Raw genomic sequence first — 19,944 nt, forward strand, 5'->3', positions numbered from 1 at the left:
TAGTGTGCCAGCCGCAGGCGCGGCTGGCTATTGGCGCACGATCAGGTAAAGGCCTGCGGCCAGCATCAGCCAGGCCGGCCAGGCTGCAGGGGCGGCCAGGCTGGCGGCCTCGGCGGCGCCAGCGGCCAGCACCGCGCCGCCACCGAGCAGGCCGGCGCCCAGCAGGCGCAGTGCCCAGCGATCACCCTGGCGGCGGCGTTCCGGCATTTGCGGATCGTGCAGGTGCGGTTGCGACAGGCGTTCGAGCAGGTCTCGGGCCATGTTGGTCAGGTGCGGCAACTGCTCCACCTGCCCATGAATGTTGCCGAGCACGGCCTTGGGGCTGTAGCGGTCGCGCATCCAGCGTTCGAGGTAGGGTTTGGCGGTGCTCCACAGGTCCAGGTCGGGGTACAGCTGGCGGCCCAGGCCCTCGATGTTGAGCAGGGTCTTTTGCAGCAGCACCAGTTGCGGCTGCACTTCCATGTTGAAGCGCCGCGCCGTCTGGAACAGGCGCATCAGCACCTGGCCGAAGGAAATATCCTTTAACGGTTTTTCGAAGATTGGTTCGCACACGGTGCGGATCGCCGCTTCGAATTCGTTGACCTTGGTATGCGCCGGCACCCAGCCGGAGTCGATATGCAACTCGGCAACGCGGCGGTAGTCACGCTTGAAGAAGGCAAACAGGTTGCGCGCTAGGTAATCCTGGTCCTCGGCGGTCAGGCTGCCGACGATGCCGCAGTCGATGGCGATGTACTGCGGGCTCCACGGCTTGACCGTACTGACAAAGATGTTGCCCGGGTGCATGTCGGCGTGGAAGAAGCTGTCGCGGAAAACCTGGGTGAAGAATACCTCCACCCCGCGCTCGGCCAGCAGCTTCATGTCAGTGCGCTGGTCGGCCAGGGTGGCCATGTCGGTCACCGGTACGCCGTAGATGCGCTCCATCACCAGCACTTTAGGGCGGCACAGGTCCCAGTAGACCTGGGGCACGTACATCAGCTCGGAGCCTTCGAAGTTGCGCCGCAGCTGGCTGGCGTTGGCAGCCTCGCGCAGCAGGTCGAGCTCGTCGTAAATGGTTTTTTCGTAGTCGCCTACGATTTCCACCGGGTGCAGGCGGCGGGCATCCGCCGAGGCGCGCTCGGCGGCCTTGGCAATCAGGAACAGCCAGGCCAGGTCCTGGGCGATCACCGGCTTCAGGCCCGGGCGCACGACCTTGACCACCACCTCTTCGCCCGTCTTGAGGCGTGCGGCGTGCACCTGGGCCACCGAGGCCGAGGCCAGCGGTTCGACGTCGAAGCGGCTGAACACCTCACCAACCTTCGCGCCCAGCTGCGCTTCAATCAGTGCCACGGCCTGTTTCGGGTCGAACGGCGGCACGCGGTCCTGCAGCAACATCAGCTCGTCGGCGATATCGGTGGGCAGCAGGTCGCGGCGGGTGGACAGCAGTTGGCCAAATTTGATGAAGATCGGGCCCAGGTCCTGCAACGCCAGGCGCAGGCGCGCGCCACGGCTGAGCTCAGTGGGCTTGCGTGGCAGCCAGCGCCACGGCATCAGCAGGCGCAGGCTGGCCAGCCACCAGGGCAGCAATGGCTGATCGAACAGCAGGTCATCGAGACGGTAGCGAATCACCACACGCTGGATGCGAAAAAGACGGCGGACGGCGAGCAGCTTCATGCGTTTTCGCTGGTATCAAGGGATCGGGAGAGGCGCTTGATGCGCGCCTCGAGGCGTTCTGTATCGAGCTTCAGGGCATCGAGTTCGCTGAAGGCGGCTTCGGCTTCGCGTTTGCCTACCAGGGCGCGGGACTCTTCGGCCAGGTACTCGGAAAGGTTCTGGCTGAAGCGCGCCAGGCCCTGCCGGGTCCAGCGTGCACGCAGGCGGATGTGGCCTGCCAGCAGCGCCGTGGCGACCGGGCCGAGCCAGCGTTGCAGTTCGTGCTCCCAGTCCAGTTCCAGGTCCTGCAGCACGCCGAACAGGTCAAGCAGCACGGCGCTGTCGCCATGCAGTTCGACCTGCGGGCTGTGCAGCACGGCGGTCTTGTCCCCGGCCAAGGCCAGTTGCGCCAGGCTGCCGGCCGGTGCGCGCAGGCTGCAGTCGACCTCGCCCTCCCAGTGGGCGGCGAGCATCAGGCCGTCTTCATCGGGCAGGATGAAGACCTGCAGGGCCGGTTGGCGGCAGTCTATCTCGATGACCTTGCCTTCCAGCGCGGCCAGCCGCGGCAGGGCCGTGCTGTCCATGCGCAGGACGCGGTTCAGGCCATGTTCGACGCTGGCGAGCAGCCCGGCCAGCAGCATCAGGGTTTGATCCCCCGGTGCACGGCAACGATGCCGCTGGTCATGTTGTGGTAGGTGACGCGGTCGAAACCGGCCTCGACCATCATACTCTTCAGGGTTTCCTGGTCCGGGTGCATGCGGATCGATTCGGCGAGGTAACGGTAGCTTTCGGCGTCGTTGGTGATCAGCTTGCCCGCCAGCGGCATGAAGGCGAACGAATAGGCGTCGTAGGCCTTGGACATCAGCTTGCTGGTCGGTTTGGAGAATTCCAGGATCAGCAGGCGGCCACCGGGCTTGAGCACGCGCAGCATCGAACGGATGGCTTCGTCCTTGTGGGTGACGTTGCGCAGGCCGAACGCGATGGTTACGCAGTCGAAATGGTTGTCCGGGAACGGCAGTTTTTCGGCGTCGGCCTGGACGAACTCGATGTTGCCGGCTACACCACGGTCCAGCAGGCGGTCACGGCCAACCTTGAGCATCGACTCGTTGATGTCGGCCAGCACCACCTGACCCGTCGGGCCGACCAGGCGCGAGAACTTGGCAGCCAGGTCACCGGTACCGCCGGCGATGTCCAGCACCCGGTTGCCGCTGCGCACGCCCGACAGCTCGATGGTAAAGCGCTTCCACAGGCGGTGCATGCCGCCGGAAAGCACATCGTTCATCAGGTCGTACTTGGCTGCCACCGAGTGGAACACTTCGGCGACTTTTTTCGCCTTCTGGCTTTCAGGTACGTCCTGGTAACCAAAGTGGGTGGTGGGTTCGGCGTGGTCGCCTTTGCGCTGGTCGTTCATATCGCTTCACCGGAAAAAATTACCGCCATTCTAGGGCGAACGGGCGGATTTGTCTTGGCGGGGTGTGCCAGTGGGCAGGGGCGGGCATAATGCCAATTATGTCTACATCTTCAGGAATGCCCGTATGACCCAGATCAGCGTTGAACGCAAACACTCCCTCGGCCGCGATGCTGCCCGCGCCAAGGCGCAAGCGCTGGTCGACAAGCTCAGCCGCGAATACGACCTCAAGGCCACCTGGAACGGTGACCGGGTCGATGTGGCGCGCAGCGGTGCCAACGGCAGCGTGCACATTGGCGAAGACATCATCCGTGTGGAGCTGAAACTGGGCATGATGCTGTCGATGATGAGCGGCACCATCAAGGGTGAAATCGAGCGGGCGCTGGACAAGGCGCTGGTCTGAGCCTGACGGGCCGACCGAGGTCGGCCCGTCCCACGATCAATCGGCAGGGAACGGTATGATGTCTGCCACATCTTCGCGCTTCAGATCGCCCCGGTAGATCTTGATCCGCTCGGCGGTTGTGGCCTGCTTGAGTTGTTCCTCTCGCTCCAGGCTCCGGGGCTCCCAGAACTTCAAGTGACCCTTGGCGAAGTCGAGGGCGCTGGCCTGCTTGCTGCGGTAATGAAAATGCGCCTCCCAAAGCACCGCTGCGGGGGCATGCGTGTCTCTGATCTCATACACGTCCAGAAAATCATCCGCGCGACGCGTCGGTTTTCTTGCCACGGTTGGCGTGATCTGCAGGCGCTGTTGTTCATGCAGGTAGCGCAATGCGGTGGCATCGGGGTGATGTGTGGTGAGGTAGGACTGGGTAAGCAGCCGTTGTTTCTCCGCCCGCACGTAGGCTACCGCTTCACGCAGTTCGCCAGTTAACGCGGCCAACCGGGGATCGTCCTTGATGCCCTTGATTTTGACGGCGATCTCGAGCATGTCTTCGATATGCCAGTCCATGAGGTTGGACAGGGCATTCGGCTCGTGGATATGGCGTGCGGCCTTGGCGATTCGCTCCTCACGGCTGGCGAGCAGGCTGGTGGCGCGCTGGCGCAGTTCGGAGGTGTCGAGGGCCACCGGTGGTTCCGCCGGTGCCAGCTCGAACCACTCGCCGTCGCGCTGCTCGAAGGTGCTGGCAGGTTGCTGAGTGACGGGGTCATGTTGAACCGCCCGGTTGCTGCCTTGCGCCCGGTCAACCAGTAACCTGCGACCTTGCGCCGTCCTGATCACCATGCTCTTGCGAGGATGTACACGGTACATCACTGGGGCGGGGGCGGGGCTTGCGCCGCTGTCGACGTTGACCAGGGCGCTGGCTAGTTGTGATTCCGTGATGTGCACCAGTACCGACAATTCCTCGATGTACGCTTGCAGTATGGTCTGGTCGATGGCCGGATGCTCGAAGGATTGTAGGTACTGGGCCTTGCCGAGCGTGGTCTCATACTCGCGCAATGCGTCGCCGAGCAACGCTGCCTGCTCTTCCTGGGGCAGGTTTGCAGTCGCGATCCCATCATGTGTCCAGACGGTTTGTGAGAACTGCCTGCTGTCCAGTGATTGCTGCACCGGTAGAAGATCGATGGCCACCTGTTCGGTCAGGCGCGTCTTGTCCAGCAACAGGTACGCCATGTCGCTCAGCTGCTGCGCACGAATGACCAGTGTTGAATAGGGCCGCAGCGCGATGGCCGCTTCGACCTTGGCTTTCTTGTCCTTGTTCGGGAACGTGATCAGCGGGTCCTCCAGCATTCGGGGCAAGAGGGTGTCAAGCCGCTCACTGACCGTGCGCAGGCGGCTGACGATGTCCAGCGTGTCACGCACTGCCTGGCGAAACGAAACATGGCGCTGTTTTTGCTCATCGGTCACAGGCACTTTTTTCAGGCCGACAGATTTTTGCTCAAGGCCCTGGTGGTCCGATTGTTCCAGCAGACGGCGAAGCAAGAGGATGTCGTTCTCGACCTGCGTTTCGGAAAGGACACCCAGGCTGCGTCGGGCGGTGCCTAGCGGGTCGAGCCTGGCGAACCTGGGCTCCATCAGCTGGCGCAGGAGGGAGGCATTGGTCTGCAGCAGTGACGCTTGTTTTTCCAGGCACAGCGATATCGTGCGAATCTGCGGCATAAGCTCGAGACGCCGGGCAGCCAGGTCCCGGTTCTGTTGCTGCAAGTGCTCGTCCATGGCTGCCTGGCCACCTGCCCTGGCCAGGGCCTTCCCGAAGGCGTTCGCCTCGGCATCGTAGTCGGTCATCAATTGCTGGTTGGCATCCAGCAGCGGCTTGATCTTTTTCAGGGCATTGTGATTGGCAGACACCGCTTGGTTCAAACTGTCGAACTGCTGTTGGTTTTGCGCAATGATCTGCTGCCGGCTTTTCGGCATGCCGCCTGCCAGGGCGAGGTCCAGTACCCAGGTATCGTTCCGGCGTGTCAGCCAGGGGCCGTAACTGCGTTGGCGGCCAACGATATGGTAGCCGTCCGGGTTGCCACCCCAGCGGGCTTGCCATTCATCCACGTTTTGCGGCGGGCCGATGATCCGCAGGCCTGTCTCGCTTTCCAGCACCTCGTAGGCGACCTCGTGCAACTTCACGTAGTAGCGGTCTTCGATGGCATACAGCCCTCGAAGCCTGCCTTGGCGCTGCACCGTGCGCCCCTGCAGGGAAATGTTGGCCTGCAGTTGACCCAGCGCTTGTCGGGTTGGCGCTGGAAGGTTGCCCAAGCGTTGGTTGTCGCCCCAGCTCAACAGCGTGACGTGGGTTTGGGTCGGAACCGGCGATTGCCAGGCGCCTTCGTCCGGTGCCTCCCGCCAGGCCGCAGCAGCTGACGGTCGGGCTTCCAGGCTTTCAAGCCGTGGCAGAGGGCCTTGCAGCCGGGCCGAAGGGGGCTCAGGTGTGACGCTGCCAACGTCATGAATCAACAACATGGCGACATTGGCCAGCAGGTCAGTGACTGCCAAGGCCTGCGCTTCGGGTGTGCCTTGAGTGAGGGCAGACAAATCGTCCTTCAATGCTGCCACTGCAGCCACCACCCAGGCCACGGCCGCCGCCGGGCCTCGCAGCAGTGGCGTGGTGGCGTTGAACAGCATCCAGCCAAGCTGCCAGGCCAGCGCCCAGCGCTGCTGTGAGTTCGAGACCGTCTGGCGCGAGGCAAGAAGCAATAGCGCCTGGACTCTCGCCTCGTGCAGCTTGATGTCCAGATCGCCCTGCCAAGGCTCATGCACCAGGGTAACCGGGGTCCGCAGCGACTCCAGCGCAGCATCTGTCCACGCTGTGCCACCGCCCAGCCAGTGCGCCAGTTTCGACATGCGCGGATGCAGGTGGGGCCGAAGGAAGCCGCCATTCTGATAGACGGCCCGGTTTTCGTCATCTACCCAGTCGAGCACGTTCTGTTGCAGTTGTGGATTGGTCTGGATCTGAGTCATCAGTGCATCCAGGCTGGCATGTTCTGCCAAGGGTTGTTCGGCAAACAACGGGCGGTAAAGCAAATAGCTGGCGCTGGCCTGGACGTGCAGCACAAACATGCCCTGCACAGTGTCGCCTTCAGGGGCACCCTTGAACGGTTGCAGCACCAGTGGCGAGAAGGTCAACGGTTCTGCTGGCAGCGCTTTGCCCAGGCAGAATTCGACAACAGCCAGGCAGGCGGTCTCGCCAATCTGGCCGTCAATTTTCGCCTTTAGGGCCGTGAACGCCAGATTGCCACGCCATTCTCGGGCGAAGCGCTGGACTTGTTCGGGGTCATGCTCGAATGCCTGCAACTGGGCCGCCACGTGCACCGGGTACTGGCCGCCGATGTCCACCTCGGTGACCAGTGCCTGGAGGTAATCAAGGGTCATCCAGGCTTGCTCCGGCTGGCGCCCCTGATAGGTCAGGCCAGATGCCACTTCGTTCAGGTCGGTGTGCAGGCGCACTACGGCCATCTCGGTCAGGGTTATGCGTTTGAGGTGCCGCAGCACGGCCGGCCCTGTCGAAGACACAGGAACCACGACGGAAATCTCTATCAGCAGCAGGTCAGGGTCGAGCGGCGCCTGGTCGGGGTGGTCGAGCTGCATGCGCTCGCGAAGGCGCCTTCTGGCATAGGTGTCCAGGGGTTCGATGTCGTCCAGCGAACCTTTGCTGCCCGCCTGCGCCTGGCGAGCGCATAGCCGCAGCACTGCGTCGCTGTACAGCAGGCGGTCACTGGCGGCCGCCGAAGCCAGCCAGGCCGGCAGGGCGATGTCTGGTTGGGCTTCGTTCACCAGCCACTGGCCGGAAATATCGGAGGCGGGGTCTGTAACGGCGTCGAGCGTCTGTTCCAGCTCCTCGACGGTGCTGAACGAGGCCAGGCTCAGGCGGCCGAGGCGCTCAAGAATGCTGTTGAGCATGGCGGTGGCCTGGTGTTCGAAGGGGTCGCCCAGCAAGGGGCGATGTGCCCAGCTGAACGCCTCGAAGCGATAGGCTTGCGCCAATTGGTCGCGCAGGGCGCTGGCAAAGGTGGTTGCATCCACGTAGCGGCGTACTTTGCCCGCAGGGCTGCACCACAGCACCTGATCGGGGCCGAACAATACAAGGTCCGCCAGGGTGAACGACTGGGTGTTGCCCGACATGCCCAGCGATATCTGCAGGCCGCTGACGGCGGGGGTGTCGGCCCCATTCTCCAGCAAGCGATAGAGCGTGCCTTTGGCGGTGTCATCCAGCCCTTGGCGTTCAACCCCGTTCAGCAGCGAAGCTTTCAGCAGATGTGCCAGCCAGCGCACGTTGGAGCGCTCGGAAATGCCGTCAGTGCCGGCCCAGAAGCTGATTTGGGCCTGCTCGAACGCATCGCCCAGAGCGGCCAGCAGTGTGTCGAAATCCTGGTTGAGCATTGCCATATCAAGCGTGATTCGCGGCTGACTGGCAGGGTTTGCACCTTGCTCCTGGGGGTAGAAGGGTTGCGGTGGTGCGATGCTGAGCTGATCCGCCGCCCCCAGGTCCATGGGGCGGCCGTTCAGGTAGTGCTCGAGCAGCAGGGGTACCAGTGGCTGTACTGGCGGCTCGGAAGGTGCTGCCCTGAGCACGGTGAAACGCTCGAGGCCTTCAAGGTCCGGATAGTTGCGAACGATCCACGGGTAGCGATCGGCAAGCACGCTGAAGCCTTCGCTAGCCAGCAGCTGACGTAGCGTGGGGCGTTTGGCGAAGCGGCTGGCCACCAGCTGCCGATAGGTGGTTGTCGAGGAGGAAACAGCCATGCGATTCGAGCTCCGGTTAGTCAATGAGCGCGAACGGTAGAAGCTGCATGGGTACCGGGTGAGGTAGATAGGTCGTGATGCGTGTTCTTAGGGTGTGGTTTCTAATTTTGTTCCCTACCTTAGGCGTCAGCCCAGCATTCATGGGCGCATCCTCCTCCACTGATGAACATGAGGCACTGAGCATGGCCAAAGTGACTGTGAAGAAAAAGGAAGACGCCCAGGGCACGCTGGGTGAGGTGCGCGGCTACGCGCGCAAGATCTGGCTAGCAGGTATCGGCGCTTATGCCCGCGTCGGCCAGGAAGGTTCCGAGTATTTCAGCGAGCTGGTCAAGGCCGGCGAAGGTGTTGAAAAACGTGGCAAGAAACGCATCGACAAAGAGCTCGATGCTGCAAACCACCAGATCGACGACGCCGCTGAAGAAGTCAGCCGCGTACGCGGCAAGGTCGAAATTCAACTCGACAAGATCGAAAAAGCTTTCGACGCGCGGGTAGGACGCGCCTTGAATCGCCTCGGCATTCCGTCTAAACATGACGTTGAGGCGTTGTCGGTGAAGCTTGAACAGCTGCACGAGCTGCTTGAGCGCGTCGCGCACAAACCATAAGGAGAGCAGGATGGCTGGCAAGAAGAATTCCGATAAAGAAAGCAGCTCCTGGGTCGGCGGGATCGAGAAGTACTCCCGCAAGATCTGGCTGGCGGGGCTGGGTATCTATTCGAAGATCGACCAGGACGGCCCTAAGCTGTTCGACTCGCTGGTGAAGGATGGCGAGAAGGCTGAGAAACAGGCGAAGAAGACCGCTGAAGATGTGGCCGACACCGCCAAGGCTTCGACCACCTCGCGTGTGTCTGGTGTGAAAGACCGTGCGCTGGGCAAATGGAGCGAGCTCGAAGAAGCCTTCGACAAGCGCCTGAACAGCGCCATATCGCGTTTGGGTGTGCCAAGCCGCAACGAGATCAAGGCCCTGCACCAGCAGGTGGACAGCCTGACCAAGCAGATCGAGAAACTGACCGGTGCTTCGGTTACGCCGGTTTCGTCGCGCGCTGCGGCGGCCAAACCGGCTGCGAGCAAGGCAGCGGCCAAGCCACTGGCCAAGGCAGCAGCGGCCAAGCCTGCGGCGAAAACCGCGGCAGCCAAACCTGCCGCTAAAACGGCAGCGGCCAAACCTGCTGCCAAGCCGGCGGCCAAACCTGCCGCCGCCAAGGCTGCGGCGGCCAAGCCAGCGGCAGCGAAGAAACCTGCGGTGAAGAAAGCACCGGCCAAGCCGGCAGCCGCGAAACCGGCAGCCCCAGCGGCCAGCGCGGCCCCGGCCGCTACCACAGCACCGACACCTGCCACCGCCCCGGCCAGCAGCGCCCCGTCGGCACCAAACGGCACCGGTACCTTGATCTGATACCGCATCGCCTTCTTCGCGGGCTTGCCCGCTCGCACAGGGACAGCGCCGATCAACGGGTCAGCGCAGGCCCTGTGGGAGCGGGCATGCCCGCGAAGGCCCCAGCGCCGAAACAGCAGGCCTACCCCTCCAGGTAGCGCACAGCCAACTGCTCCGCCGCCGCCCGCGCCTGTGCCTGCAGATGCGGCGCCACCAGCATCATCACCTGGTACACCACGATCCCCACATCCCCCTCGCGCCCCAGCACACGCTGGTAATCCAGCGAGAACAGCAGCGTCATCGTGATCTGCTCCACCAGCTGCCCCAGCGCCTGCGTACCACTCTCTACCAGCCCCTGGCCCTTGAGGCTGGCCAACAGCGCCGCCAACGTGCGCTTGAGGGCATTGATCAGGCTGCGCATGCCGCGTGCCAGCTTTGGCAGGCGGCCAGTGAGGTTGGAGAGGTCCTGAAACAGGAAGCGGTACTGCGACATGTGCTCGACAATCAGGTGCAGGAACAGCCAGTAGTCCTCGGCGTCCAGGCGCACTTCCAGGGGTGGGTCAAGCAAGGGCATCAGCGCGTCCTCGAAGCGCTCGAACAGGCCCAGCACCAAGGGTTCCTTGCCGTGGAAGTGGTAATACAGGTTGCCCGGGCTGATGCCCAGTTCGTTGGCAATCTCCAAGGTGGATACGTTCGGTTCGCCCTGCTGGTTGAACAGCTGCAGGGCGCATTCCAGGATACGGTCGCGGGTCTTCATCCGGTCGTCGGGCTCATCGGGTCAGGACATAGGTGCCTGGCGCCGGGCCGAGCGGTGGGTAGGTACTGTTGCCCAGCTCGGTACGGGGAGCCTTGAGCGGACCAGAGCGCGGTGTGATCCATTCCAGCCACAACGGCCACCAACTGCCGTCGCTGCGTTTGGCCTCGTAGAACCAGGCGCGCGGATCGCTCGCAAGCTTGGGGTTTTCCAGGTAGTAGGCCTTGGGGTTGCCCGGTGGGTTGATGATGCTTTGAATGTGCCCGCTGTTGGCCAGCACGAAACGCCGGTCGCCACCGAGCAGCAGGGCAGAGCGATACACGGCGTCCCACGGGGTGATGTGATCGTTGCTGCCGGCCACGGTAAAACTGTCCAGGTCGACCTGCTTGAGGTCGATGGGCGTGCCGCATACTTCAAGGCCGGCCGGGTGGGTGAGCGGGTTGTGCTTGAAAAAGTCCAGCAAGTCGCCGTGCAGTGCCGCCGGCAGCCGTGTGTTATCGGCGTTCCAGTAGAGGATGTCGAACGCGGGTGGGGCTTTGCCAAGCAGGTAGTTGTTGACCCAGTAGTTCCAGATCAGGTCGTTGGGGCGCATCCAGGCGAAAATCCTCGCCACCTCGCCGCCGTCCAGTACACCCCGTTGATAGGAACGGCGCTTGGCCGCCTCGACGGTCTGCTCGTCGGCGAACAGGCTGGCCGGGCTGTCGAACTTGCTGTCGAGCAGGCTGACCAGGTAAGTGGCGCTGCGGATCTTGCGCAGCTGATGTCTGGCCTGCAGGTGGCCCTGCAGTGCAGCCATGGTCAGGCCGCCGGCACAGGCACCCATCAGGTTGGGGTCGCGGTTGCCGCTGATGCTGCGGCAGGCGTTCAGCGCTTCTTCCAACGCCTGAACGTACGAGGACAAGCCCCATTCGCGGTGGCGCGGGTCGGGGTTGCGCCAGCTGATCATGAACACCTGCAGGCCGTTCTTGAGCATGTACTGGACGAAGCTATTGTGGGCCTGCATGTCGAAGATATAGAACTTGTTGATTTGCGGTGGTACCACCAGCAGGGGCCTGGCGTGCTGTTTTTCACTCATCGGCTTGTACTGGATCAGCTCCAGCAGCTCGTTGCGAAACACCACCGCACCGGGTGTCGCCGCCAGGCTGCCACCCACCTCGAAAGCGCGTTCGTCCACTTGGCGCGGCAGGCCGTCATTGTGACGCAGGTCGTCCAGCAAGTGGGCCAGGCCACGCACCAGGCTTTGCCCGCCGGTGTTCAGCAGCTCTTTGACGGCCAGCGGGTTGAGCAGCGAATTGCTCGGCGCCAGGGCGTCGTTGATCATGCCGAACAGGAAGTGGGCGCGTGCCCGATCATCGTCATCCAGGTGGCTTTCGTCGATCCACTGGCGCGTCTGCTTCTGCCAGGCCAGATAGGCCTGCAGGCCCCGGCGGTAAAACGGGTTCTGGCTCCAGGTAGGGTCGTTGAAGCGGCTGTCGCGAGGGTTGGGCTGATAGGGCGTGTCGCCCAGCATCACGCGGCCCAGTTGGCCGCCGAGCGCCAACAGGTGCCGCGCAGTGTGCAGCGGGTTGGTCAAGCCGTGGCGGCCAACCCTGCGCAGGGTCGACACCAGGTCGCGCCCACGCAGGCCAAGCATGGCGTTATGCACGTTCATGCTGGTGGCGGGCAGCGGTTGCGTTCCTTTGGCCGGTTTGTCTGTCATGGCAACACTCCCTCGTCTTCCCGATGCTTGGGCAGCGACAATCAACCGCCAGAGGCGGGGCGCGGGTGCATGACCGCGCGCTGACGTTCTTCCTGGAGAAACTTCATGATGATCGGTGCGACGGCCTCGGCCCGGGTAATCAGGAACAGGTGGCCATCGTCGATTATGTGTAGCTGGGCATTGGGAATCCGCCAGGCCAGCAGGCGCATGTTGACCAGCGGGATCAGCGGGTCGTCGTCACCGGCCAGTACCAGCGTCGGCTGATGGATCTTGTGCAGCCAGTGGATGCTGGTCCAGCCCAGGCCGGCGAATAATTGCCAGTAGTAGCCCAGCTTGCCGCCCGAGCGCACCTTGGATGCATGATGCATGGCCAGGTCCGGGTCGCGGCGGAAGGCACCGCCGTAGATCAGCGGTGCAATACGGATCACATGGGAGGGCTGCACGTAGCGCCGTGGACTGGCCATCATCCACAACACCTTGGGTTTGCCCGGCACCATTACCGCGCCGGCGGCAGTGGCGGCCAGCACCAGTTTTTTGCAGCGTTCCGGATAGTCGTGGGCGAACTGCTGGGCCAGGGCGCCGCCCCAGGACACACCGATGGCGTTGACTTGGCCGTAGTCCAGGTAATCGAGCATGCGCGCTGTGAGCTTGGCCAGGCCAGGAAAACGATAAGGGTGGCGCGGTGTGGATGATCCACCCACGCCGGGTACATCGAAGGCAATGACCTCCAGGTCCGGGTCCAGCGCCTCGATGAACGGGAACACCAGCTCCAGGTTGGCGCCGATGCCGTTGAAGATCAGCAACGGGGTCAGGTGCGGCTTGCCTGGGCGGACGGCGGTGCGAATGGACTGGTCGTCCAGCTCGACGGTCCTGAAGATATAGGGTTCCGGCATGCGTTCGACTCTTTCGTGAAAAAAGTGCCGTGGCGCGCTCATGGCTGCCACGGCAATGCAACTCAACGCTCGTGAACGTAGGTGCCTGGGGCGGCTTCGCCAGCTGCATAGGCACGGTTGCCCAGGCGGGTTGGCGCTTTTTTCAGCTCCCCGGCCCGCTCGATCAGCCAGCTTTGCCAGTGCAGCCACCAGGAGTCGGCGTGCTTGGTGGCGTTTTCCTGCCAGGCCACCGGGTCACCCGGGCGATCAGCCCCGGTCATGAAGCGTGCCTTGGGGTTGCCCGGCGGGTTGAGGATGCTCTGTATGTGGCCGCTGTTGGACAGCACGAACTCGATCTTGCCGCCGAACAAGTGCGCCGAGCGGTAGCACGATTGCCACGGGGTGATGTGGTCGGCGGTGCCGGCAACGCTGAAGATGTCGCAGTGCACATTCTTCAGGTCGATCGGGGTGCCGCACACTTCCAGTGCGTTCGGGCGGATCAAAGGGTTGCTTTTGAACATCTCGATCAAATCGCCGTGGAAGGCGGCCGGCAGACGCGTGGTGTCGTTGTTCCAGAACAGGATGTCGAACACCGGCGGCTCGTTGCCGAGCAGGTAGTTGTTGACCCAGTAGTTCCAGATCAGGTCGTTGGGGCGCATCCAGGCGAACACCTTGGCCATTTCGCTGCCTTCCAGCACGCCAGCCTGGTACGAGTGGCGCTTGGCGGCTTCCAGGGTCTGTTCGTCGACGAACAATGCGACCTGGTTGTCCATGGTGGTGTCCAGCACGCTGACCAGCAGGGTCAGGGCATTGACCTTGTTTTCGCCAATGGCGGCGTAGTGGCCCACCAGCGCAGTACAGGTGATGCCGCCAGAGCAGGCGCCGAGCATGTTCAAGTCTTTGCTGCCGGTAATCGCCAGTACGGCGTCAACGGCTTCCTTGAGTGCATCGATGTAGGTGGACAGGCCCCATTCCCGCTGGGCCTTGGTCGGGTTGCGCCAGCTGATGATGAAGGTTTGCTGCTGCGAGCGCAGGCAGTAGCGCGCCAGGCTCTTTTCCGGGCTCAGGTCGAACACGTAGAACTTGTTGATCTGCGGTGGCACCACCAGCAGCGGGCGAGCATGCACCTGTTCGGTGATGGGGCTGTACTGGATCAGCTCCAGCACATCGTTGCGGTACACCACCGCGCCTTCACTGGTGCCCAGGTTCTTGCCCACTTCAAAGGCGTCCATGTTCACCTGGCTGGGCATGCCGCCATTGTTGACCATGTCCTTGGCCAGGTTGGACAGGCCATCGAGCAGGCTCTTGCCGCCGGTTTCGAAGAAGCGCTTGACCGCTGCCGGGTTGGACAAGGTATTGGTCGGCGCCATGGCTTCGGTCATCAGGTTGATGACGAACTGGCCGCGGCTGATGTCCTGGGGTGGCAGGTCGCTGTTGCCGATCCAGTCCTGCAACTCGTTGCGCCAGGCCAGATAGGTTTGCAGGTAGCGGCGGTACAGCGGGTTGTTGCTCCAGGCCGGGTCGTTGAAACGGCGGTCGTCGCTTTCCGGGGCCAGGCTGGACTTGCCCAGCAGCACGTTTTTCAGTTCCAGGCCAAAGTGGGCCACATGCTTGGCGCTGTGCAGCGGTTGGCGCACGGCCTGGCGCAGCACGGTGCGTGCCGAGCTCAACAGGTCCTTGCGGCGAATGCCGATGACCGGGTTCAGCCCCAAGGTGTTCTCCGAGGCCTGCCGCTGCAGCTCATCGTTGTTCTTGTTACTCATCTACGACGCTCCGTTGTCCTGAGACGAGTACCGGTTGCTGTGGCGGGGGCACAGCCCTGAGCCCGGAACTGCTACTCGGGTGACCAGTGATAAGGAACAGCGGTGCTGCGGGGGTTCTGACTGCCTGCAAAGTGATGCAGGGAACTTGCCACACCCATTGGTTACCCGACTTTCATGTAATGCGCAAGACAGCCCTTCACTGGCCTGTCTGTAAGTCATTCAAACAGATGAATTTAGAAAATGCGCTCTAAACCCTGAAGACCTTGCGCTAGAGCATGAGTTTGACCACCGATTCGGCCGGGTCGCGGGATTTTCCGGCCTTGTGCAGCTCGTCGAGGTATTCGGCCCACAGCTGTTCCTGGCGCAGACACAGCTGTTCCAGGTATTCCCAGGTGAACAGGCCGCTGTCATGGCCGTCGTCGAAGGTCAGTTTCAGTGCATATTGGCCGGCAGGCTCCAGGCCGACCAAGCCGACGTTGATCTTGCCGAACTGCAGGATGGGGTTGCCGTGGCCCTGGACCTCGGCGGAGGGGGAGTGCACGCGCAGGAGTTCGGCGGGCAGGTGGTAGACCTCGCCGGGGGCGTAGGTGAGGGTGAGGGTTTTCGAGGCTTTGTGCAGGTTGATGGCAGTGGGCAGGCGGGCCATGGGCAGAATCTCTCGGGAGCTGATGATGCACAGCTTCGGGACATTCTGGGGATTGTGCAAGGGGGCTGCTTTGCAGCCCAGTCGCCGGCAAGCCAGCGCCCACAGGTACTCCACAGCATTCAGGATTGTGATAATCCTGTGGGGGCTGGCTTGCTGGCGATTGGGCCGCACAGCGGCCCCCTGCGGTCTTACAGAATGTAACGCGACAGGTCTTCGTTCTGCGCCAGTTCACCCAGGTGGCTGTTCACATACGCAGCGTCGATCTGGATCGGCGTTTCGTCATGTGCGCTGGCCAGGTCGCCGGCGCTGAACGACACTTCTTCGAGCAAACGCTCAAGCAGTGTGTGCAGGCGACGGGCACCGATGTTTTCGGTCTTTTCGTTGACCTGGTAGGCAATCTCGGCCAGGCGCTTGATGCCGTCGGCGATGAACTCGATGTTCAGGCCTTCGGTTTTCAACAGGGCCTGGTACTGCTCGGTCAGCGAAGCGTGCGGCTCTTGCAGGATGCGCTCGAAGTCTTCCGGGGTCAGTGCCTTGAGTTCGACACGGATCGGCAGGCGGCCTTGCAGCTCGGGCACCAGGTCGCTCGGCTTGCTCAGGTGGAACGCACCCGAGGCAATGAACAGGATATGGTCGGTCTTGACCATGCCCAGCTTGGTGTTGACGGTGCAGCCTTCGATCAGCGGCAGCAGGTCGCGCTGTACGCCTTCACGGGACACATCGGCGCCGCCAACATTGCCGCGTTTGGCAACCTTGTCGATTTCGTCGATGAACACGATACCGTGCTGCTCGACTGCTTCCAGGGCCTTGGCCTTGAGCTCTTCCTCATTGACCAGGCGGCTCGCTTCTTCATCGCGAACCATCTTCAGCGCCTCTTTCACCTTCAGCTTGCGCGCCTTGCGCTTGCCTTTGCCCATGTTGGCAAACAGGCTCTGCAGCTGATTGGTCATTTCTTCCATGCCGGGCGGCGCGGCAATTTCGACGCCCACGGCATCGGCCACTTCGATTTCGATTTCCTTGTCGTCCAGCTGGCCTTCACGCAGGCGCTTGCGGAACAGCTGGCGGGTGTTGGAATCGCTGCTGGTCTGCGCGGCTTCCTCGCTGAAGCTGGTCACCCGCGCCTGCGGCAGCAGGGCATCGAGGATACGGTCTTCGGCGGCGTCTTCGGCGCGGTGGCGCACGCGGATGATTTCCTGCTCGCGCAGCATCTTCAGCGCGGCGTCGGCCAAGTCACGGATGATCGACTCGACGTCGCGGCCCACGTAGCCCACTTCAGTGAACTTGGTGGCTTCGACCTTGAGGAATGGTGCGTTGGCCAGCTTGGCCAGACGACGGGCGATTTCGGTCTTGCCGACACCGGTAGGGCCGATCATCAGGATGTTCTTGGGGGTCACTTCGGCACGCAGCTCGACAGGCAGCTGCATCCGGCGCCAGCGGTTGCGCAGGGCAATGGCCACGGCGCGCTTGGCGTCGTCCTGGCCGATGATGTGGCGGTTGAGTTCGTGGACGATCTCGCGGGGGGTCATGGACATGATCAATAGGGTCCTTGGGCAGATGAGTCAGCGTGGAAAAGCCCCTTCACCGGGAAGAGGCGCCAGAGCAGCTGAATCAGTCGGCCAGGTCCTGCTCCTCGATGGTCAGGTTGTGGTTGGTGAACACGCAGATGTCGCCGGCGATGTTCAGGGCGGTTTCAGCGATTTCACGGGCCGAGAGGTCGGTCTTGTTCAGCAGGGCGCGGGCTGCGGCCTGGGCATAGGCGCCGCCGGAACCCATGGCGATCAGGCCATCTTCGGGTTCGACCACGTCACCGTTACCGGTGATGATCAGGGAGGCATCCTTGTTGGCCACGGCCAGCATGGCTTCCAGGCGGCTCAGGGAGCGGTCGGTACGCCATTCCTTGGCCAGCTCGACGGCAGCGCGGACCAGGTGGCCCTGGTGTTTCTCCAGCTGGCCTTCGAAGCGCTCGAACAGGGTGAACGCATCGGCAGTGGCACCGGCGAAGCCGGCGATGACCTGGCCGTGGTACAGGCGGCGCACTTTCTTGGCGTTGCCTTTCATCACGGTATTGCCGAGGGAAACCTGGCCGTCGCCGCCCATGACGACTTTGCCGTTACGGCGGACAGAAACGATGGTGGTCAAGGGGAGAGTCTCCACGCAGCGGGGCGAAAGTGCCTGATGCAGACTCATATGGGGGTGGGGTGAAAGATTTCAACCGGGGGGGATGAATGGTTAATGCTCTCCAGCACAGGCCTGATCGCCAGCAAGCCAGCTCCCACAGGTCATCACAGGGCTTGAGGGCAGTGATTTCCTGTGGGAGCTGGCTTGCCGGCGATGGGGCCTGTGAGGGTTACTCAGGCCTCGTGGCAGATGTGGCCATCGACCAAGGTATAACGCACCGCACCCGGCAGGCAGTGGCCGATGAACGGGCAGTTCTCGCCCCGCGACAACCACTGCTCGCCAGCCACTGTCGAGGCTTGTGGGTCGAACAGCACCAGGTCAGCTGCGCCACCCACCTTCAGCTCGCCCGCGGGCAGGCGCAGGGCGGCTGCCGGGCCGCTGCTTAGGCGGGCCAGCAAAGTTGGCAGGTCGAGCAGGCCGTCCTGCACCAGGGTCATGGCCAGTGGCAGCAACAGCTCGACGCTGCTGATACCCGGCTCGGTGGCACCGAACGGTGCCAGCTTGGCGTCGCGCTCGTGCGGCTGGTGATGGCTGGAAATCGCCTGGATCACGCCCGATTTGACTGCGGCGCGCAGGCCATCCCGGTCTTTGGCAGTGCGCAGCGGTGGCTGCACGTGGTACAGGCTGGAAAACTCGCGCAGCGACTCATCGGTGAGTATCAGCTGGTACAGCGCCACATCGGCGGTCACCGGCAGGCCGAGCTCCTGCGCCTGGGCAATCAGCTGTGCACCACGGGCGCTGGTGATCTGGCTGAAGTGCGCACGCACACCGGTCTGTTCCACCAGCAGCAGGTTGCGCGCCAGGGCCACGGTTTCTGCGGTTTCCGGGATGCCCGGCAGGCCGAGGAAACTGGCCATGGCACCTTCATGGGCCAGGCCGCCTTGGGCCAGGTCACGGTCCTGGGAGTGGAACACCACGGTCAGGTCGAAGGTGGCGGCGTACTCCAGGGCGCGGGCCAGGGTCCGGTTGTTGGGGATTTGTTTCAGGCCGTTGCCGAAGGCCACGCAACCGGTATCGCGCAGGGCCACCAGCTCGGCCAGTTGCTCACCTTCAAGGCCTTTGGTCAGGGCGCCAATCGGGTACACCTTGCTGTTGGCGGCCTCACGGGCGCGGTCCAGGATCAGTTCGGCCACCGCCGAGGTGTCCAGCACCGGCTTGGTCTGCGGCGGGCAGCACAGGCTGGTGACACCGCCGGCAACGGCAGCGCGGGTTTCGCTGGCGATGTTGCCTTTGCGGCTGTAACCCGGCTCACGCAGGGACACGCCCAGGTCGACCAGGCCCGGTGCGGCGACCAGGCCATCGGCCTGTATCGTACGGCTGGCGCTGAAACCGGCCGGTGCGGCGCCAATGGCGGCAATGCGGCCACCGTCCAGGTGCAGGTCGGTCACCTGATCCAGGCCGGTCGTGGGATCGATGACCCGGGCGCCAAGAATGCTGATGGTCACTGGGCGTTCTCCTGGTCGAATTGACGTTGTGCGTTCTGCCCGCTCATGGCCATGGACAGCACGGCCATGCGCACGGCGATGCCGTAGGTGACCTGGTTGAGGATCACCGAGTGTTTGCCGTCGGCCACCGCTGATTCGATTTCCACGCCCCGGTTGATCGGGCCCGGGTGCATGACGATGGCATCAGGCTTGGCCCCGGCCAGGCGCGCGGTGGTCAGGCCGAACAGGCGGTAGAACTCGCCTTCGCTGGGCAGCAGGCCGCCGGCCATGCGCTCACGCTGCAGGCGCAGCATGATCACCACGTCGACATCCTTCAGGCCTTCGGCCAAGTCGGTGTAGACCTTCACGCCGTACTGTTCGATGCCGATCGGGATCAGGGTTTTCGGGCCGATCACGCGGATGTCCGGGCAACCCAGCGCTTTGAGCGCCAGCATGTCGGAGCGCGCCACGCGCGAGTGCAGAATGTCGCCGACGATGGCCACCGAGAGGTTTTCGAAGCTGCCTTTGTGGCGGCGAATGGTCAGCATGTCGAGCATGCCCTGGGTCGGGTGCGCGTGGCGGCCATCACCGCCATTGATCACGGCGACATCCGGGCACACGTGCTCGGCGATGAAGTGCGCGGCGCCGGAGTCGGAATGGCGCACCACGAACATGTCGGCCGCCATGGCCTCGAGGTTGCGCAGGGTGTCGAACAGTGTCTCGCCCTTGCTGGTCGAGGAGGTCGACACGTTCAGGCTGATCACGTCGGCCGACAGGCGCTGGGCTGCCAGTTCGAAGGTGGTGCGGGTGCGGGTCGAGTTCTCGAAGAACACGTTGCAAACGGTCTTGCCGCGCAGCAACGGGACTTTCTTCACGGCCCGGGCACCGACTTCCAGGAAGGAGTCGGCGGTGTCGAGGATCTCGGTGAGCAGTTCGCGGGGCAAACCGTCGAGCGAGAGGAAGTGGCGCAGCTGGCCCTGATCATTGAGCTGCAGCGGGCGCTTGGCGTCGATTGGCGTCATCGCGGGGG

16 protein-coding genes are annotated in these 19,944 nt (G+C 63.3%); 3 read left to right on the top strand and 13 right to left on the bottom strand.

What is annotated here, in order from left to right:
- Nucleotides 1-27 precede the first annotated feature (27 nt).
- From ubiB to ubiE, 3 genes are read right to left on the bottom strand one after another with little or no spacing between them, the layout of a single operon-like run.
- On the bottom strand, nucleotides 28-1,650 hold the full coding sequence (ubiB, locus tag J3A71_RS01910) for a ubiquinone biosynthesis regulatory protein kinase UbiB (RefSeq protein WP_016489561.1): 1,623 nt from the start codon (nucleotides 1,648-1,650) through the stop codon (nucleotides 28-30).
- Nucleotides 1,647-2,270: an SCP2 sterol-binding domain-containing protein gene (locus J3A71_RS01915; protein ID WP_016489560.1), complete on the bottom strand. Its 624-nt coding sequence runs from the start codon at nucleotides 2,268-2,270 to the stop codon at nucleotides 1,647-1,649. The genes ubiB and J3A71_RS01915 overlap by 4 nt, the downstream gene beginning before the upstream one ends.
- A complete protein-coding gene (ubiE, locus tag J3A71_RS01920; RefSeq protein WP_016489559.1) occupies nucleotides 2,270-3,040 on the bottom strand; it encodes a bifunctional demethylmenaquinone methyltransferase/2-methoxy-6-polyprenyl-1,4-benzoquinol methylase UbiE in 771 nt (256 codons plus the stop codon). Before ubiE ends, J3A71_RS01915 begins: the two co-directional genes overlap by 1 nt.
- A 124-nt stretch (nucleotides 3,041-3,164) precedes the next feature.
- Between ubiE and J3A71_RS01925 the strand changes: the two genes are divergently transcribed.
- The gene (locus J3A71_RS01925; RefSeq protein ID WP_016489558.1) at nucleotides 3,165-3,440 is read left to right on the top strand and encodes a polyhydroxyalkanoic acid system family protein; all 276 of its coding nucleotides are present in this window, start codon (nucleotides 3,165-3,167) and stop codon (nucleotides 3,438-3,440) included.
- A gap of 36 nt (nucleotides 3,441-3,476) precedes the next feature.
- Here the strand turns inward: J3A71_RS01925 and J3A71_RS01930 are convergent, their stop codons facing one another.
- Entirely contained in the window at nucleotides 3,477-8,210 is a 4,734-nt protein-coding gene (locus J3A71_RS01930; RefSeq protein WP_096426863.1) for a DUF6543 domain-containing protein, read from the bottom strand.
- A gap of 182 nt (nucleotides 8,211-8,392) precedes the next feature.
- Here J3A71_RS01930 and J3A71_RS01935 point away from each other — a divergent pair, with 182 nt between their 5' ends.
- On the top strand, nucleotides 8,393-8,812 hold the full coding sequence (locus tag J3A71_RS01935) for a phasin family protein (protein WP_016489556.1): 420 nt from the start codon (nucleotides 8,393-8,395) through the stop codon (nucleotides 8,810-8,812).
- 10 nt (nucleotides 8,813-8,822) lie between these two features.
- Nucleotides 8,823-9,599, top strand: a complete 777-nt coding sequence (locus J3A71_RS01940; protein ID WP_096426862.1) for a phasin family protein — start codon at nucleotides 8,823-8,825, stop codon at nucleotides 9,597-9,599.
- A 121-nt stretch (nucleotides 9,600-9,720) separates the two neighbouring features.
- Here J3A71_RS01940 and J3A71_RS01945 read toward each other — a convergent pair whose 3' ends face one another.
- The 9 genes from J3A71_RS01945 to J3A71_RS01985 all read right to left on the bottom strand — a co-directional run bounded on the left by J3A71_RS01945 (nucleotide 9,721) and on the right by J3A71_RS01985 (nucleotide 19,936).
- Nucleotides 9,721-10,335 carry a TetR/AcrR family transcriptional regulator gene (locus J3A71_RS01945; protein ID WP_016489554.1) on the bottom strand — a complete coding sequence of 205 codons (615 nt, stop codon included), beginning with the start codon at nucleotides 10,333-10,335 and terminating at the stop codon, nucleotides 9,721-9,723.
- A 13-nt stretch (nucleotides 10,336-10,348) separates the two neighbouring features.
- Nucleotides 10,349-12,031, bottom strand: coding sequence for a class II poly(R)-hydroxyalkanoic acid synthase (gene phaC / locus J3A71_RS01950; RefSeq protein WP_096426861.1), 1,683 nt, complete (start codon nucleotides 12,029-12,031; stop codon nucleotides 10,349-10,351).
- A gap of 41 nt (nucleotides 12,032-12,072) precedes the next feature.
- Nucleotides 12,073-12,924 carry a poly(3-hydroxyalkanoate) depolymerase gene (gene phaZ, locus J3A71_RS01955; RefSeq protein ID WP_016489552.1) on the bottom strand — a complete coding sequence of 284 codons (852 nt, stop codon included), beginning with the start codon at nucleotides 12,922-12,924 and terminating at the stop codon, nucleotides 12,073-12,075.
- A gap of 62 nt (nucleotides 12,925-12,986) precedes the next feature.
- Complete coding sequence (gene phaC, locus J3A71_RS01960; protein WP_096426860.1) at nucleotides 12,987-14,666, bottom strand: class II poly(R)-hydroxyalkanoic acid synthase; 1,680 nt, start codon at nucleotides 14,664-14,666, stop codon at nucleotides 12,987-12,989.
- Between the two features lie 268 nt (nucleotides 14,667-14,934).
- Nucleotides 14,935-15,312 (bottom strand): DUF971 domain-containing protein, encoded by a 378-nt coding sequence (locus tag J3A71_RS01965; RefSeq protein WP_016489550.1) that lies wholly within the window; start codon nucleotides 15,310-15,312, stop codon nucleotides 14,935-14,937.
- Nucleotides 15,313-15,500: 188 nt separating this feature from the next.
- Complete coding sequence (gene hslU / locus J3A71_RS01970; RefSeq protein WP_016489549.1) at nucleotides 15,501-16,844, bottom strand: ATP-dependent protease ATPase subunit HslU; 1,344 nt, start codon at nucleotides 16,842-16,844, stop codon at nucleotides 15,501-15,503.
- Between the two features lie 76 nt (nucleotides 16,845-16,920).
- Complete coding sequence (hslV, locus tag J3A71_RS01975) at nucleotides 16,921-17,451, bottom strand: ATP-dependent protease subunit HslV (protein WP_003249309.1); 531 nt, start codon at nucleotides 17,449-17,451, stop codon at nucleotides 16,921-16,923.
- A 212-nt stretch (nucleotides 17,452-17,663) separates the two neighbouring features.
- Entirely contained in the window at nucleotides 17,664-18,935 is a 1,272-nt protein-coding gene (locus J3A71_RS01980) for a dihydroorotase (protein WP_016489548.1), read from the bottom strand.
- On the bottom strand, nucleotides 18,932-19,936 hold the full coding sequence (locus tag J3A71_RS01985; protein WP_008099987.1) for an aspartate carbamoyltransferase catalytic subunit: 1,005 nt from the start codon (nucleotides 19,934-19,936) through the stop codon (nucleotides 18,932-18,934). Before J3A71_RS01985 ends, J3A71_RS01980 begins: the two co-directional genes overlap by 4 nt.
- Between the last annotated feature and the right edge of the window lie 8 nt (nucleotides 19,937-19,944).

Source organism: Pseudomonas sp. PvP089, assembly GCF_017875165.1.
Lineage (GTDB): Bacteria > Pseudomonadota > Gammaproteobacteria > Pseudomonadales > Pseudomonadaceae > Aquipseudomonas > Aquipseudomonas fortuita.